Raw genomic sequence first — 14465 nt, 5'->3', positions numbered from 1 at the left:
ACGGGCGAGCGGTGACCACCGGGCTCACCTCCCGCCTGCGCGCACCCGCGGTGGTCGCGCTGGCCGGCGCCGCGCTGGCAGCAGCCCTCGTGGTGCGCGACCCGCATGTCGGAGGGTCCTGGGGGCGCTGCCCCTTCCTCCTGCTCACCGGTGTGCCGTGCCCGGCGTGCGGAGGCCTGCGGGCCACGAACGACCTGCTCCACGGCCAGCTCGCCGGCGCGGTGCACTCCAACCTGTATGCCGTGGGCACGGCGGGGCTGGCCGTGCTCGCCTTCGCGGTGTGGACCGTGGCCGCGGCCTCCGCCCGGCCGGTGCCGCTGCGTCGCCACTCGACGACGCTGCTGGTCGCCTGGTTCGTGGGTCTGGTGGTCTTCGGCCTGGTGCGGCTGCTGCCCGGCTTGTCCGCACTCCGACCCTGACCCGGGCACGGGGGACGTGCCAGTTAGCCTTGCGGCATGCCCACTGTCCTCGACGAGATCATCGCCGGCGTGCGCGAGGACCTCGCCACGCGCGAAGCCGCCGTCCCGCTCGAGGAGGTGCGCCGCCTCGCCGAGCAGGCCCCTCGCGCCCTCGACGCCGAGGGCGCGCTGCGCCGCCCGGGCCTGTCGCTCATCGCCGAGGTGAAGCGGGCCAGCCCCAGCAAGGGTGACCTGGCCTCGATCGCCGACCCCGCCTCGCTCGCGGCCGCCTACGAGGCCGGGGGAGCGACCGCGGTCAGCGTGCTCACGGAGGAGCGCCGGTTCCGCGGCAGCCTGGCCGACCTCGACGCGGTGCGGGCGTCCGTGCGCATCCCCGTGCTGCGCAAGGACTTCGTGGTGACCGACTACCAGGTGTGGGAGGCCCGGGCCCACGGCGCCGACATCGTGCTGCTCATCGTTGCTGCCCTCGAGCAGGACCAGCTCGTCGCGCTCCAGGACCTCGTGCGCTCCCTCGGGATGACCGCCCTCGTGGAGGTGCACGACGAGGAGGAGACCCGCCGGGCCCTCGACGCAGGCGCCAGCGTGATCGGCGTCAACGCGCGCAACCTCAAGACCCTCGACGTCGACCCCGACACCTTCGCCCGGCTGGCGCCGCTCGTCCCCGACACCTGTGTCCGCGTCGCCGAGTCCGGTGTCCGTGGGCCCCAGGATGCCGCGGCCTACGCGGCCCAGGGTGCCGACGCCGTCCTGGTCGGGGAGGCCCTCGTCATCGGGGGCGACCCGCAGACCGCCGCACACGACCTCATCACCGCGGGAGCACCCTCATGACCCAGCAGCACGAGCACGCCCCCGTCGACGTCCCGCGCCCCGGCCGGTTCGGCCAGTTCGGCGGCCGGTACGTCCCCGAGGCCCTCATCCCCGCGCTCGAGGAGCTCGACGAGGCACGCCGCAAGGCGATGCTCGACCCCGGCTTCCTCGGTGAGCTCGAGCACCTCCACCGCACCTACACCGGCCGACCCAGCCTCGTCACGGAGGTGCCGCGGTTCGCGCAGCACTGCGGTGGTGCCCGGGTCATCCTCAAGCGCGAGGACCTCAACCACACGGGTTCGCACAAGATCAACAACGTGCTGGCCCAGGCCCTGCTGACCAAGCGGATGGGCAAGACCCGCGTCATCGCCGAGACCGGCGCGGGCCAGCACGGTGTCGCCACGGCGACCGCGGCCGCGCTCATGGGGCTGGAGTGCCGCATCTACATGGGCAAGGTCGACACCGAGCGCCAGGCGCTCAACGTCGCCCGGATGCGCATGCTCGGCGCCGAGGTCGTCGCGGTGCCCACCGGGTCGGCCACCCTCAAGGACGCCATCAACGAGGCGCTGCGCGACTGGGTGACCAACGTCCACAACACCCACTACCTGCTCGGCACCGTGACCGGCCCCGCGCCGTTCCCCGAGATGGTGCGCGACTTCCACCGGATCATCGGCGTGGAGGCCCGGGCCCAGGTGCTCGACCTCGCCGGCCGGCTGCCCGACGCCGTCATCGCCTGCGTCGGTGGCGGCTCCAACGCGATGGGCATCTTCCACCGCTTCATCGATGACGCCGACGTGCGGCTCGTCGGCGTCGAGGCCGGGGGAGAGGGCATCGAGAGCGGCCGGCACGCGGCCCGTTTCGCCGCGAGCGAGCCCGGGGTGCTGCACGGCACGTTCAGCTACCTCATGCAGAACGAGGACGGCCAGACCATCGAGTCCCACTCGATCTCCGCCGGGCTCGACTACCCCAGCGTGGGGCCCGAGCACGCCTTCCTGCGCGACTCCGGCCGGGCGGAGTACCGCTACGCCACCGACGAGCAGGCCATGCGCGCCTTCGAGCTCCTGTGCAAGACCGAGGGCATCATCCCGGCCATCGAGTCGGCCCACGCACTGGCCGGCGCGATGGAGGTGGGCACCGAGCTGGGTCCTGACGCGTTGCTGCTGGTGAACCTGTCCGGACGTGGCGACAAGGACGTCCACACCGCAGCCCACTGGTTCGGGCTCATCGACGAGGAGGGCAACGCCCAGTGAGTGCAGCCAGCCCCACCAGCACGGCCGGCTCCACGCAGGCGGCCGCGCCCACCGGCACTGCCGCCGCGGCCGGCCCCGAGGCCGGCCTCGGCGTCGGCGGGGTCCTCCAGCGCTGTCGCGAGGAGGGTCGCGCCGCCCTGGTCGGCTACCTGCCCGTCGGCTTCCCCGACGTGCCCGGGTCGGTCCGCGCCATGGTGGCCATGGTCGAGGCCGGCGTCGACATCGTCGAGGTCGGCGTGCCCTACAGCGACCCCCTGATGGACGGGCCGGTCATCGCGTATGCCGCGGACCAGGCCCTCAAGCGCGGGGCACGGGTGCACGACCTCTTCACCGCCACGCGGGCCATCCGCGACGCGGGCGCCCCGCCCCTGGGCATGACCTACTGGAACCTGATGCTGCACTACGGGCCGATGGCCTTCGCCCGTGACCTCGCTGCCGCCGGTGGGGCCGGGATGATCACCCCGGACCTCGTGCCCGACGAGGCGGCGGCGTGGATCGAGGCCACCGACGAGACCGGGCTCGACCGGGTCTTCCTCGTGGCGCCGAGCTCGACCGAGCAGCGGCTGGTGTCGGTCACCAGCGCCTGCCGCGGCTTCGTCTACGCCGCCTCCCACATGGGCGTCACCGGCGCCCGGGCCGACCTCGGCGACGCCGCCTCGGTCATCGTGGGCCGCACCAAGGCGGTCACCGACAAGCCCGTCTGCGTGGGACTGGGCGTCTCCACCCGTGCGCAGGCCGCCGAGGTGGCGAGCTTCGCCGACGGCGTCATCGTGGGTTCGGCCCTGGTCCGCTGCCTCACCGAGGCCGACGACCTGGACTCCGGGATCGCCCGGCTGCGCGACGTCGTCGCCGAGCTCGCCGCCGGGGTGCGTGAGGGCACCCGGGCATGAGCGCGGCATGAACCTGGTCTCGGAGCGGTCGCAGGCGGGGGAGCCCGGCCTGCTGCGCCGCCCGCGCACCCTCGACCTCGTGGGGCTGGTCGCGCGACTGCTGCTCGGCGGGGTCATGCTGGTCGCCGGCCTGCTCAAGGTCGCCAAGCCCGAGGTCTCGGCCCGGGCGGTGCAGGCCTACCAGATCCTCCCGTTCGACCTGGCCACCTACGTCGGCTACGGCCTGCCCATCCTCGAGGTGCTGCTGGGCGCTCTGCTGGTGCTGGGGCTGTTCACCCGCACCGCGGCCGCCATCGCCGGTGTGCTGCTGGTGGCCTTCATCATCGGCATCGCCTCGGCTTGGGCCCGCGGGATCAGCATCGACTGCGGCTGCTTCGGACAGGGCGGGACCATCGACCCCTCCCAGACCCGCTACCTGGAGGAAATACTCCGTGATGTCGGGCTTGTCCTCTGCGCTGCGTGGCTCGTGACCCGGCCGCGCACGGCATACAGCCTCGAACGCACCCTGTTCGCGTAACGGAAGGTAACCAGCACCATGGCCAGCAAGACCTCGGACCGCCGGGCCAAGATCGAGGCGGCCACCCCGAAGAGCCGGGGCGGCGCCAACCGGATCGTGGTGGCGACCGTCGTCGCCGTCCTGGCCATCGCCGCCATCGTGGCCGGCGTCATCATCGCCGACCAGAACAAGAAGTCCGACCTCTCCAAGGGCGGCAGCTCGCTGCCGGTGGGGGCGTCCGCGATGGGCGTCGGGCTGGTGGCCAACCCCTCGGCCCCCGCGAACGTGCCGACGCTGGACATCTGGGCCGACTTCCAGTGCCCGGCCTGCAAGCAGTTCGAGGACGCCTTCGGCAACCAGGTCAACGAGATGGCGCAGAACAACCAGCTCAGGCTGCGCGTGCACATGCTGTCGTTCCTCGACAAGAACCTCAACAACGACTCGTCGAACCGCTCCGCCAACGCCGCCTTCTGTGCGGCCGACCAGGACGCCTTCCTGCCGTACTTCCGCGGCCTCTACGCCATCCAGCCCGCGCAGGAAGGGAAGGGCTACACCGACGCCCAGCTGCGGCAGGTCGCCGAGGCCTCCGGCATCAACGGCGCCGGCGTGGACCGGTGGCAGAAGTGCTACGACGCGCGTGACCACAACCAGTACGTCGAGTCGGTGCAGACCCAGTCGGCCAAGGACGGGGTCAACAGCACGCCCACGATCAAGCTCAACGGCAAGCCGCTGCAGCTCCAGGGCCTGACGCCGCAGACCTTCGCCGCGCAGGTCAAGGCCGCCACCCAGTGACGATCGAGACCCACCTGTCGACTCACCTGACGACCCAGTTGACGACCGCGATCCCGAGCCCGGTCGTCGCCGCCTGGCACCTCGGTCCGCTGACCCTGCGCGCCTACGCCCTGTGCATCCTCGCCGGCATCGTCGTGGCGGTCTGGATCACCGGGCGCCGGCTGGTGGACCGGGGCGGCACCGCGGAGCAGGCCCTCGACGTCGCGGCGTGGGCGGTGCCCTTCGGCATCGTCGGCGGCCGGCTCTACCACGTGATCACCACGCCCCAGCCGTACTTCGGCGAGGGCGGGCAGCCGGTCAGGGCGCTGTTCATCTGGCAGGGCGGCCTCGGCATCTGGGGAGCCGTCGCGCTCGGTGCGCTGGGGGCCTGGATCGGCTGCCGACGCAACGGCGTCCGGTTCCTCGACTTCGCCGACAGCGCGGCGCCCGGTGTCGCGGTGGCCCAGGCGCTGGGCCGCTGGGGCAACTGGTTCAACAACGAGCTCTACGGCCGCCACACCGACGTGCCGTGGGCGCTGACCATCCACGAGTGGGACCAGTCCAAGGGCCAGGCGGTGCGCGACGCCGCCGGGAACCCGATCGTGCTGGGCACCTTCCACCCGACCTTCCTGTACGAGTCGCTGTGGTGCCTCGTGCTCGCCCTGCTGCTGGTGCTGGCCGACCGCCGGTTCTCCCTCCGCCGCGGGCAGGTCTTCGCGCTCTACATCGCGGGCTACCCGGTGGGGCGGATCGTCTTCGAGCTGATGCGCAGCGACACCGCGAACAAGATCTTCAACGTGCGCGTCAACGTGTGGACCTCGATCCTCGTCTTCCTGCTCGGCGTGGGTCTTTTCGCCCTCTTCGCCAAGCGCGCGAGAGTGGCGGAGGCCACGCTCGAAACGTCTCATCATCCGGGATAAGGCCGCTCACATACTAGGACGGATCCGGACGGCTGGGCTATCGTCCTCGCAAGCCGTGGCCAACGCCGTCCACGCGCAGTTCCGGTGTCCATCCCGGGTCCACCTCGGGGTGCCCCTGGTGGGCACACCCCGCATCTGTACCCCTAGGACGGTGACCTGAGTGTCCTCTGCGCGCTTCTCCGCCCAGCCCGCCAACACGGGGCTGTACCGCAGCGAGTTCGAGCACGACGCCTGCGGCGTGGCCATGGTCGCCACCATGCGGGGCAGCGCTGGACACGACATCGTCGACCACGCCCTGACCGCTCTGCGCAACCTCGAGCACCGCGGCGCCACCGGCGCCGACCCGCTCGTGGGTGACGGCGCCGGCATCCTCACCCAGATCCCGGACGCGTTCCTGCGCGCGGTCGTCGACTTCGACCTGCCGGTCGCCGGCGCGTATGCCGTGGGCATCGCCTTCCTGCCCGCCGACGAGGCCGAGCGGGCCCACGCCACCGAGACGGTCGAGGCCATCGCCGCGGAGGAGGGGCTGCGCGTCCTCGGCTGGCGCGACGTGCCCACGGACCCCGAGCTCGTCGGCCAGGTCGCCCGCGACTGCATGCCGGTCTTCCGCCAGCTGATCGTCTCCGCCTCGGGGGGCCGGATCGTCGGCATGGGCCTCGACCGGCTCGCCTTCTGCCTGCGCAAGCGCGCCGAGCGCGAGGCCGAGGTGTACTTCCCCTCGCTGTCCTCGCGGACCCTGGTCTACAAGGGCATGCTCACCACCGGCCAGCTCGAGCCGTTCTTCCCGGACCTGTCCGACCGCCGGTTCGCCACCCAGCTCGCCCTGGTGCACTCGCGCTTCTCGACCAACACCTTCCCGTCGTGGCCGCTGGCGCACCCGTACCGGATGATCGCCCACAACGGTGAGATCAACACCGTCAAGGGCAACCGCAACTGGATGCGGGCGCGGGAGAGCCAGCTGGCCTCGGAGCTGATCCCCGGTGACCTCGAGCGCCTGTTCCCGATCTGCACCCCGGACGCCTCGGACTCCGCGTCCTTCGACGAGGTGCTCGAGCTGCTGCACCTCGGTGGCCGGTCGCTGCCGCACTCGGTGCTCATGATGATCCCCGAGGCGTGGGAGAACCACGAGGAGATGGACCCCGCCCGCCGGGCGTTCTACGAGTTCCACTCCACCTTCATGGAGCCCTGGGACGGCCCCGCGTGCGTCACCTTCACCGACGGCTCGCTCATCGGCGCCGTGCTCGACCGCAACGGCCTGCGGCCCGCGCGATACTCGGTCACCGACGACGGCCTGGTGGTGCTGGCCTCCGAGGCCGGTGTGCTCGAGCTCGACCCCTCGCGCGTGGTCAAGAAGGGCCGCCTGCAGCCGGGCCGGATGTTCCTCGTCGACACCGAGCACGGCCGCATCGTCCCCGACGACGAGGTCAAGGCCGGCCTCGCCGCCCAGCACCCCTACGAGGAGTGGCTGCACGCCGGGCTCATGCACCTCGCCGAGCTCCCGGAGCGCGAGCACATCGTGCACACCGCGGCCTCGGTCGCGCGTCGCCAGCAGACGTTCGGCTATACCGAGGAGGAGCTGCGCATCCTGCTCTCGCCGATGGCGAGGACCGGTGGCGAGGCCCTCGGCTCGATGGGCACCGACACCCCCATCGCGGTGCTGTCGTCGCGCCCCCGGCTCATCTTCGACTACTTCACGCAGCTCTTCGCGCAGGTGACCAACCCGCCGCTCGACGCGATCCGCGAGGAGCTGGTGACCTCCCTCGGCACGACGATCGGGCCCGAGGGCAACGCGCTGAGCGCCACCCCGGCGCACGCGCGCCAGGTGGTCCTGCCGTTCCCGGTCATTGACAACGACGACCTCGCCAAGATCGTGCACATCAACGCCGACGGCGACCTGCCCGGCTACGCCACCCACGTCGTGCGCGGCCTCTACGACGTCACCGGTGGGGCCGCCGCCATGCAGGCTCGGCTCGAGGAGATCTTCGCCGAGGTCTCGGAGGCCATCAGCCAGGGCACCCGCTTCATCGTGCTCTCGGACCGCGACTCCGGCCGCGACCTCGCGCCGATCCCGTCGCTGCTGCTGACCTCCGCGGTGCACCACCACCTGATCCGCGAGAAGACCCGCACCCAGGTCGGCCTGCTGGTCGAGGCCGGTGACGTCCGCGAGGTGCACCACGTGGCGCTGCTCGTCGGCTACGGTGCCGCCGCCGTCAACCCCTACCTGGCGATGGAGTCCGTCGAGGACCTCGTGCGCTCCGGCGCCATCACCGGTGTGACCGCCGAGCAGGCCGTCCGCAACCTCATCAAGGCGCTCGGCAAGGGCGTGCTCAAGGTGATGTCGAAGATGGGCATCTCCACCGTCGCCTCCTACCGCGGCGCCCAGGTCTTCGAGGCCCACGGCCTGTCGCAGGAGCTCGTCGACCGCTACTTCACCGGCACCGTCTCGCAGCTCGACGGTGTGGGCCTCGACGTGATCGCGGCGGAGACCGCGGCCCGGCACGCCGCGGCATACCCGCCGGACGGCGTCCGGCTGCCGCACCGCAAGCTCGCCGTCGGCGGCGAGTACCAGTGGCGCCGCGAGGGTGAGCCGCACCTGTTCGACCCCGACACGGTCTTCCGGCTCCAGCACTCCACGCGTGCGCGCCGCTACGACGTCTTCAAGCAGTACACCCAGCGCGTCGACGAGCAGTCGGAGCGGCTGATGACGCTGCGCGGCCTCTTCGAGCTCGGCGGCGCCACCCCGCGGACCCCGGTGCCGATCGAGGAGGTCGAGCCGGTCAGCGAGATCGTCAAGCGGTTCAACACCGGCGCGATGAGCTACGGCTCGATCAGCCAGGAGGCCCACGAGACCCTCGCCATCGCCATGAACCGCCTCGGCGGCCGCTCCAACACGGGCGAGGGCGGCGAGGACGTCGAGCGGCTCATGGACGACGAGCGCCGCTCGACCATCAAGCAGGTGGCCTCCGGCCGGTTCGGCGTGACCTCGCTGTACCTGACCAAGGCCGGCGACATCCAGATCAAGATGGCCCAGGGCGCCAAGCCCGGCGAGGGCGGCCAGCTGCCCGGCCACAAGGTCTACCCGTGGGTGGCCAAGACGCGGCACTCCACGCCGGGCGTCGGCCTGATCAGCCCGCCGCCGCACCACGACATCTACTCGATCGAGGACCTGGCGCAGCTGATCCACGACCTCAAGAACGCCAACCCCGAGGCGCGGATCCACGTCAAGCTGGTGTCCGAGGTCGGTGTCGGCACGGTCGCCGCGGGCGTCTCCAAGGCGCACGCCGACGTCGTCCTCATCTCGGGCCACGACGGCGGCACCGGTGCCTCGCCGCTGACCTCGCTGAAGCACGCGGGCGGACCGTGGGAGATCGGCCTGGCCGAGACCCAGCAGACCCTGGTGCTCAACAACCTCCGCGACCGGATCGTGGTGCAGGTCGACGGGCAGATCAAGACCGGCCGCGACGTCGTCGTGGCGGCGCTGCTCGGCGCCGAGGAGTTCGGCTTCGCCACCGCGCCGCTGGTCGTCAGTGGCTGCGTCATGATGCGCGTCTGCCACCTCGACACCTGTCCGGTCGGCATCGCGACCCAGAACCCCGAGCTGCGGGCCCGCTTCTCCGGCAAGCCCGAGTTCGTGGAGACCTTCTTCGAGTACATCGCCGAGGAGGTGCGCGAGCACCTCGCAGCGCTGGGCTTCCGCTCGATCGAGGAGGCCATCGGCCAGGTGTCGGCTCTCGACGCCACGCGGGCCATCCAGCACTGGAAGGCGTCCGGCCTCGACCTGTCGCCGATCTTCGCCGACGTGCAGAGCCCGGACGGCGCGCCGCGGCGCAACACCACGGGCCAGGACCACGGCCTCGAGAAGGCGCTGGACCACAGCCTGATCGACCTCGCCCGCGAGGCGATCACCGACGGCACGCCGGTCACCGGAGAGGTGGCCGTGCGCAACGTCAACCGCACCGTCGGCACCCTGCTCGGCCACGAGGTGACCAAGGCCCACCCGGAGGGCCTGCCCGACAACACCATCGACCTCACGCTCGTGGGGTCGGCCGGCCAGTCGCTCGGCGCGTTCCTGCCCCAGGGGGTGACCCTGCGCCTGGTCGGCGACGCCAACGACTACGTCGGCAAGGGCCTCTCCGGCGGCCGGGTCGTCGTGCGCCCCGACCGTGCGGCGCCGCTGCAGGCGGAGCAGAACGTCATCGCCGGCAACGTCATCGGCTACGGCGCCACCTCCGGTGAGCTCTTCCTGCGCGGCCAGGTCGGCGAGCGGTTCTGCGTCCGCAACTCCGGCGCCACGGCAGTCGTCGAGGGTGTCGGCGACCACGGGTGCGAGTACATGACCGGCGGCACCGTGCTCGTGCTCGGGCCGACCGGCCGCAACTTCGCCGCGGGCATGTCCGGCGGCGTGGCCTACGTCCTCGACCTCGACCCACTGCGGGTCAACGCCGAGCTCGTGGACCTATCACCGCTGCGGCCCGACGACGAGACCGTCGTGCGCGAGCTGCTCGGCCGGCACCAGCAGTGGACGGAGTCGTCCGTTGCGGCGCGGCTGCTCGAGGACTGGGAGTCGGCGCGCCAGCGCTTCACCCTGGTCCTGCCGCGCGACTACCAGCGCGTGCTCGACGTGCGTGCGGCAGCCGAGGCCGAGGGCCTCGACGTCAACGGCTCCGAGGTGTGGGAGCGGATCATGGAGGCATCTCGTGGCTGACCCCCAGGGCTTTCTCAAGACCCGTGAGCGGGAGCTGCCGACGCGGCGACCCGTGCCGGTGCGCATCCGCGACTGGAAGGAGGTCTACGAGGAGCAGAAGCTCGGCACCCTCCAGCGCCAGGCCGGCCGCTGCATGGACTGCGGGATCCCGTTCTGCCACAGCGGTTGTCCGCTGGGCAACCTCATCCCGGAGTGGAACGACCTGTCGTGGAAGGGCGACTGGCGCCAGGCCATCGAGCGCCTCCACGCCACGAACAACTTCCCGGAGTTCACCGGCCGGCTGTGCCCGGCGCCGTGTGAGACCGCGTGCGTGCTCGGCATCAACCAGCCTGCGGTGACCATCAAGCAGGTCGAGGTCACCGTGATCGAGGAGGCCTTCGACGCGGGCTACGTCCGCCCGCAGGCGCCCGAGCGACTCTCGGGCAAGACGGTCGCCGTCGTCGGCTCGGGCCCGGCCGGCCTCGCCGCCGCCCAGCAGCTGACCCGCGCGGGCCACACCGTCGCCGTCTTCGAGCGCGCCGACCGCCCCGGCGGGCTGCTCCGCTACGGCATCCCCGAGTTCAAGATGGAGAAGTCGGTCCTCGACCGTCGGCTGGCCCAGATGGAGGCCGAGGGCACCCGCTTCCGCAACAGCGTCAGGGTCGGCGAGGACATCACCGGACAGCAGCTGCGCTCCCGCTACGACGCGGTGGTGCTCGCGATCGGCTCGACGGTGCCCCGCGACCTGCCGGTGCCCGGCCGCGAGCTCGACGGCGTCATGCAGGCCATGGACTTCCTGCCGCCCGCCAACCGGGTGGCGCTGGGGGAGACCGTCGAGGGCCAGGTGACCGCCGAGGGCAAGGACGTCATCATCATCGGCGGCGGCGACACCGGTGCCGACTGCCTCGGCACGTCGATCCGCCAGGGCGCGAAGTCGGTCACCAGCCTCGAGATCATGCCGCAGCCGGGGGAGGACCGCGCCGCGGGACAGCCCTGGCCCACCTACCCGATGATCTTCCGCGTCGCCTCCGCCCACGAGGAGGGCGGCGAGCGGCTCTACTCCATGAGCACCAAGGAGATCCTCGGCGACGAGCAGGGCCGCGTGCGCGGCATCCGGCTCGTGCAGGTCGAGATGGTCGATGGTCGCTTCCAGGAGGTCGAGGGCAGCGAGCGCGAGCTGCCGGCGCAGCTGGTGCTGCTGGCCATGGGCTTCCTCGGGCCGGAGGGCCCCGGCGTGGTCGAGCAGCTCGAGGTGGAGCTCGACGAGCGCTCCAACATCAGGCGCGACCACGACTACATGACGTCGGTGCCCGGCGTGTTCGTCGCCGGTGATGCCGGCCGCGGCCAGTCGCTCATCGTGTGGGCGATCGCCGAAGGTCGTGCCGCGGCCGCCGGCGTCGACCGGTTCCTGACCGGCACGACCGCCCTGCCGAGGCCGATCAACCCGACCGACCGGCCACTCACCGTCTGACCTCCGCCTCACCCCGACTTCTGGCCACAGAGCCGGTATGCCGCCCCCTCCGCGGGGCGCGGATGCCGAGCCGGTGGCCAGAAGTCGGGTGGGGTTCGGGCCCTGCCGGCCACGCGGCATACCACGTCCGGACACCGTCCCGACAGGTGACCTCCATCACGTCCGAAGGGTCCGGAGCGATAGGGTTTCGGCCATGCGCCGCGCCAAGATCGTCTGCACTCTCGGTCCTGCCTGCTCCTCCCCGGAGAAGCTCCGCGCACTCGTCGACGCCGGCATGGACGTCGCCCGGCTGAACCTCTCGCACGGCTCCTACGCCGACCACGAGCAGGTCTACCAGGAGGTCCGCAGGGCCAGTGACGAGAGCGGCCGCGCGGTCGGCGTGCTCGTCGACCTGCAGGGCCCGAAGATCCGCACCGGCCGGTTCGCGGGCGGTCCGGTCGACCTCCCGGTGGGCGCCGAGTTCACCATCACCACGCGCGACGTCGAGGGCTCCGAGACCGAGGTCGGCACCACCTACAAGGGGCTGCCGGGCGACGTGAAGCCCGGTGACCGGCTGCTGATCGACGACGGCAAGGTCGTCCTCGAGGCGGTCGAGGTCACCGACACCGACGTGCGCACCACGGTCGTGGTCGGCGGCACCTGCTCCAACAACAAGGGCATCAACCTCCCCGGCGTGGCCGTGAGCGTGCCGGCCATGTCCGAGAAGGACAAGGAGGACCTGCGCTGGGCGCTCGGCCTGCGGGCCGACATGATCGCGCTGTCGTTCGTGCGCTCCGCCGACGACATCAAGGACGTCCACCGGATCATGGACGAGGTCGGTGTGCGCCTCCCCGTGATCGCGAAGATCGAGAAGCCGCAGGCGGTCGAGAACCTCGTCGAGATCATCCGCGCCTTCGACGGCGTCATGGTGGCGCGCGGTGACCTCGGCGTCGAGCTGCCGCTCGAGGAGGTGCCGCTGGTGCAGAAGCGGGCGGTCGAGCTCTCCCGCCGCAACGCCAAGCCGGTCATCGTGGCGACCCAGGTGCTCGAGTCGATGATCGACAGCCCGCGTCCCACGCGCGCCGAGGCCAGCGACGCCGCCAACGCGGTGCTCGACGGAGCCGACGCGCTGATGCTGTCGGGGGAGACCAGCGTCGGCTCCTACCCCGTCGAGGCGGTGGAGACCATGGCGCGCATCATCGCCAGCACCGAGGAGCACGGCCTCGACCGGATCCGCCCGCTCGGCACCCGCCCGAGCACCATCGGCGGCGCGGTGGCCGCGGCCGCCGTCGAGATCGGCACCGTGGTCGGCGCGAAGTACCTCATCACCTTCACGCAGTCCGGCGACACCGCCAAACGCCTGTCGCGCATGCGCACCCAGATCCCGACGCTCGCCTTCACCCCCGAGCCGGCGGTGCGGTCGCAGCTGGCGCTGTCGTGGGGCATCGAGACCTACCTCGGCCCCAAGCCGCGCCACACCGACCACTACGCCATGGAGGTCGACAACGTCCTCCTCAAGGAGGGGCGCCTCCAGGAGGGCGATCTCGTGGTCATCGTGGCCGGCTCGCCCCCCGGGATCCCCGGCTCGACGAACGCCCTTCGGGTGCACCGCATGGGCGACGCCGCCAACCGCGTGGCGCCGGCCTACGAGGACATCGACGACGAGGAGATCACCGCCGCGTCCTGAGCCGGCACGTGGGCGGTCCGGCTCGCAGGCCGGGGCACGCCGGGGCATCCGTGGGTATGCCGCGGTGCCGGGTATGCTGGCCGCCGCAGTCGCGCCGGTGGTCGCCATGACGTCCGTGGAATCCCCGGGGCTGCTGGCCGAAGTGGTGGAATGGCAGACACGGGGCACTCAAAATGCTCTGCCCGCAAGGGCGTGCGGGTTCAAGTCCCGCCTTCGGCACCCCTCCCGTCCCCGGTACCCCTCTGGTCCTCGGCACCTCTGTCGTCCCCGGCCGGAAGCTCTGCGAGCTCGAGCGGTAACCCTCGCAACGGACCGCGACTCGACTCGCTCCACACCTGCTGGGCAGCTTCGAGTCGGCGCACGCCGAGGGTCAGGTGGTCGACGCGCTCCACAGGGCCCTCGACCAGCCGGATGGCTGGACCGACCGCAGGGCGCCACGTGAGGTCGCTGGTGGGCGGGCCGAGCAGCCGTTCCCACCGCTCCTGGGCGAGGCCGGCGTCACGGCTGACGACGACGAGCTCCAGGGCGTCCACCACACCGAGACGACCGCCCCCACACTCCTCGAGCACGCGCCGCCGCAGTGCCAGGTCGCGTGGGCCCGGGACGTGGTAGTGGCAGAGGAACGGCCCGGTGCTCTCGCTGATGAGCCCGGGTAGGTAGACGTTGGTCCAGCGGAGCTCCCCGTCGACCACGAACGGGGCGGGCTCCGAGCGGGAGATCGACCGCGCGTCGAGCTCGGCGAGGTAGGCCCGGTCGAGGCTGGCGGAGGGACGGAAGGCAATGCCCTGGATCTCCGGCGGGTCGTGGGCCGTCGAGAACGGCGCCGTTGACGTCGCCTCCAGGAGCTCCAGCTTGATGGAACCGACGCTCACGCCCCCGCTGGCGAAGCCCCCGAAGCTCCGGAACGGCCACAGGACCGGCAGGCCGAGGTCGTCGACCAGCACCCCGAACGCCTCCGCCGCCCCGACCATCGGGATGAAGACGTGGTCGATGCCCTCCACCAGCGTCCTCATCCCGCCTCCGTTCCCCCCCGCCCGTTTCCCGCTCGTGTGCGTTCCCCGCCCCGCATCCATCAGGGTCGGTGCCCTCCC

Annotated in this window: 11 protein-coding genes and 1 tRNA gene; 11 read left to right on the top strand and 1 reads right to left on the bottom strand. The window is 71.8% G+C overall.

Annotated features, from left to right (window positions below; genetic code table 11):
- The first annotated feature begins 11 nt into the window (after positions 1–11).
- The 11 genes from BMW78_RS13430 to BMW78_RS13380 all read left to right on the top strand — a co-directional run bounded on the left by BMW78_RS13430 (position 12) and on the right by BMW78_RS13380 (position 13593).
- Positions 12–419 carry a DUF2752 domain-containing protein gene (locus BMW78_RS13430; protein ID WP_091760654.1) on the top strand — a complete coding sequence of 136 codons (408 nt, stop codon included), beginning with the start codon at positions 12–14 and terminating at the stop codon, positions 417–419.
- Positions 420–455: 36 nt separating this feature from the next.
- A complete protein-coding gene (gene trpC, locus BMW78_RS13425) occupies positions 456–1247 on the top strand; it encodes an indole-3-glycerol phosphate synthase TrpC (RefSeq protein WP_091760651.1) in 792 nt (263 codons plus the stop codon).
- Positions 1244–2476: a tryptophan synthase subunit beta gene (trpB, locus tag BMW78_RS13420; RefSeq protein ID WP_091760648.1), complete on the top strand. Its 1233-nt coding sequence runs from the start codon at positions 1244–1246 to the stop codon at positions 2474–2476. Before trpC ends, trpB begins: the two co-directional genes overlap by 4 nt.
- Complete coding sequence (gene trpA / locus BMW78_RS13415) at positions 2473–3366, top strand: tryptophan synthase subunit alpha (protein ID WP_091760645.1); 894 nt, start codon at positions 2473–2475, stop codon at positions 3364–3366. Before trpB ends, trpA begins: the two co-directional genes overlap by 4 nt.
- Before the next feature lie 7 nt (positions 3367–3373).
- Positions 3374–3883, top strand: a complete 510-nt coding sequence (locus tag BMW78_RS13410; RefSeq protein WP_091760642.1) for a MauE/DoxX family redox-associated membrane protein — start codon at positions 3374–3376, stop codon at positions 3881–3883.
- An 18-nt stretch (positions 3884–3901) separates the two neighbouring features.
- Entirely contained in the window at positions 3902–4654 is a 753-nt protein-coding gene (locus tag BMW78_RS13405; RefSeq protein WP_091760639.1) for a DsbA family protein, read from the top strand.
- On the top strand, positions 4651–5553 hold the full coding sequence (gene lgt, locus BMW78_RS13400; protein WP_245735845.1) for a prolipoprotein diacylglyceryl transferase: 903 nt from the start codon (positions 4651–4653) through the stop codon (positions 5551–5553). Before BMW78_RS13405 ends, lgt begins: the two co-directional genes overlap by 4 nt.
- A 160-nt stretch (positions 5554–5713) precedes the next feature.
- Entirely contained in the window at positions 5714–10258 is a 4545-nt protein-coding gene (gene gltB / locus BMW78_RS13395) for a glutamate synthase large subunit (RefSeq protein WP_091760636.1), read from the top strand.
- Positions 10251–11708, top strand: a complete 1458-nt coding sequence (locus tag BMW78_RS13390) for a glutamate synthase subunit beta (RefSeq protein WP_091760633.1) — start codon at positions 10251–10253, stop codon at positions 11706–11708. Before gltB ends, BMW78_RS13390 begins: the two co-directional genes overlap by 8 nt.
- Before the next feature lie 193 nt (positions 11709–11901).
- Entirely contained in the window at positions 11902–13374 is a 1473-nt protein-coding gene (gene pyk / locus BMW78_RS13385) for a pyruvate kinase (RefSeq protein ID WP_091760630.1), read from the top strand.
- A gap of 136 nt (positions 13375–13510) precedes the next feature.
- A tRNA-Leu gene (locus BMW78_RS13380) sits at positions 13511–13593 on the top strand.
- Here the strand turns inward: BMW78_RS13380 and BMW78_RS13375 are convergent.
- Complete coding sequence (locus BMW78_RS13375) at positions 13575–14387, bottom strand: hypothetical protein (protein ID WP_091760627.1); 813 nt, start codon at positions 14385–14387, stop codon at positions 13575–13577. The two genes, BMW78_RS13380 and BMW78_RS13375, sit on opposite strands and share 19 nt — an antisense overlap.
- Positions 14388–14465 lie beyond the last annotated feature (78 nt).

The sequence above is a fragment of the Pedococcus cremeus genome, from assembly GCF_900111375.1.
Taxonomy (GTDB): Bacteria; Actinomycetota; Actinomycetes; order Actinomycetales; family Dermatophilaceae; genus Pedococcus_A; species Pedococcus_A cremeus.
The sequence above is the reverse complement of the archived record's forward strand: the minus strand, read 5'-3'. Positions and strand labels throughout refer to the sequence as shown.

Excerpts from the sequence above, each read along its gene's own strand:
- trpB (WP_091760648.1), top strand. The coding sequence starts at position 1,244 with ATGACCCAGCAGCACGAGCACGCCCCCGTCGACGTCCCGCGCCCCGGC.
- pyk (WP_091760630.1), top strand. The coding sequence starts at position 11,902 with ATGCGCCGCGCCAAGATCGTCTGCACTCTCGGTCCTGCCTGCTCCTCC.
- trpC (WP_091760651.1), top strand. The coding sequence starts at position 456 with ATGCCCACTGTCCTCGACGAGATCATCGCCGGCGTGCGCGAGGACCTC.
- BMW78_RS13410 (WP_091760642.1), top strand. The coding sequence starts at position 3,374 with ATGAACCTGGTCTCGGAGCGGTCGCAGGCGGGGGAGCCCGGCCTGCTG.
- BMW78_RS13405 (WP_091760639.1), top strand. The coding sequence starts at position 3,902 with ATGGCCAGCAAGACCTCGGACCGCCGGGCCAAGATCGAGGCGGCCACC.
- BMW78_RS13375 (WP_091760627.1), bottom strand. The coding sequence starts at position 14,387 with ATGAGGACGCTGGTGGAGGGCATCGACCACGTCTTCATCCCGATGGTC.